Consider the following 1,381-nt stretch of genomic DNA (forward strand, 5'->3'; position numbering starts at 1 on the left):
AATGAAGCTTCTATATCCCGTCAACCCCCATCGCCGTAGCGGCGCTGTTGAGGTGGCGATAGAAGCGTCGGGCGAGGTATCGCTTGAGACAGCGGCGGATCTCTCGGTCTGTCTTGCCTTCGGTGCGCCGTCGGTCGGCATAGGCGCGGGTTTGGGGGTGGTGCACCATGCGGACCATGGCGACGACGTTCAGGGCGCGGTTCAGGCGCCTGTCGCCGCCGCGGTTGAGTCGGTGGCGGGTGGTGTTGCCCGAGGAGGCGGGAAGCGGGCTCACTCCGGCGAGGGCGGCGAACGCGGCCTCGCTGCGGATCCGTCCTGGGTGAGACCAGGCGACCAGGACGGTGGCGGCGGTGACGGGGCCGATACCGGTTTCCTCAACCAGCTCGGCGGCAGGGCTGGCGTCGACCAGCTCGCCTATCCGGTTCGTGTTGTCCGTAATCTCGGCGTCGAGGACGAGGATCCTCTTGGCGAGGCGGACTGCCTCGGTGCGGGCCGTCGCGGTGGCGAGGTCTTCCTCGCGGGGGCGCCAACGAGCTATCTCGCCAACCTTCTTGGCACCGAGGGAACGCCGGGCATCGATGCCGAGGTCAGCGGTGCGCACGAGGGCGGTAAGAGCGTTCACGGCCCTGGTTCGCTCGCCGGTGAGTTCGTCCCGCGCGGTGAGGAGGATCTGGGCTGCCGCGCGGATCCCCTCGTCCATCCGTGGGTTGCGCAGCTGTTTTTCGGTGAGCGGAAGCACGGCTGCGGCTATGCGCCGGGCATCGATTGGGTCGGATTTGCCGATTCCGCGGCGCCCGCCGCGGCCCATACGGGCGGCCTCGGCCACCCGGTATCCGGCAAGTGCGCTCTGGCGGGCGATCTGAACCCCATAGCTGCCGATGCCTTCGATGACCCACAGGGCGCCAAGGTCCCCGCCGGTGCGGCGTCCGACCCAGTTGATTGCCCGAGCCCTGCCTGCGTGGGTGTTGGGGAATGTCTCCGTGTCCAGGTGCTCGCCGTTCGCGGCGAGGACGGCGTAGGTGTGGGTCCTGGCGTGGGTGTCGACGCCGATGACGAACGAACGTGTGTGGGCGACAGTGGTGTTCACGCGATCGGGATTCCTCTCCCTGAGACGGTAATCGCGGTCGCTGCGGACCGACGCCGTGCCCGGGAGAGGTCACTTCGAGGCAGAACTGTGATGGGCCACGGCCCCTTGGAGGTCGGGCAGGCTTCTTATCAGGCCACCGAGGTGGGCCGGGTCGACGCCGGCCGCCCGCCGCTGTTGGACAGTTCATTAGTAAGGCACCTGCGGGGCCATTGTTGTCACGAGTCACGACAGCGACGAGGCGACCGACGTCAACCCTGCCAGCCGGTCCCGGACCAGCCAGGTAAAGACTCACAG

The 1,381-nt window shown here is 67.9% G+C and carries 1 protein-coding gene; it reads right to left on the reverse strand.

Annotated elements, in window-relative coordinates:
• Positions 1 to 10: 10 nt before the first annotated feature.
• On the reverse strand, positions 11 to 1,087 hold the full coding sequence (locus CTZ28_RS46270; RefSeq protein WP_121895946.1) for an IS110 family RNA-guided transposase: 1,077 nt from the start codon (positions 1,085 to 1,087) through the stop codon (positions 11 to 13).
• Positions 1,088 to 1,381: the final 294 nt, after the last annotated feature.

This window comes from Streptomyces shenzhenensis (assembly GCF_003688995.1).
GTDB classification, from domain to species: domain Bacteria; phylum Actinomycetota; class Actinomycetes; order Streptomycetales; family Streptomycetaceae; genus Streptomyces; species Streptomyces shenzhenensis_A.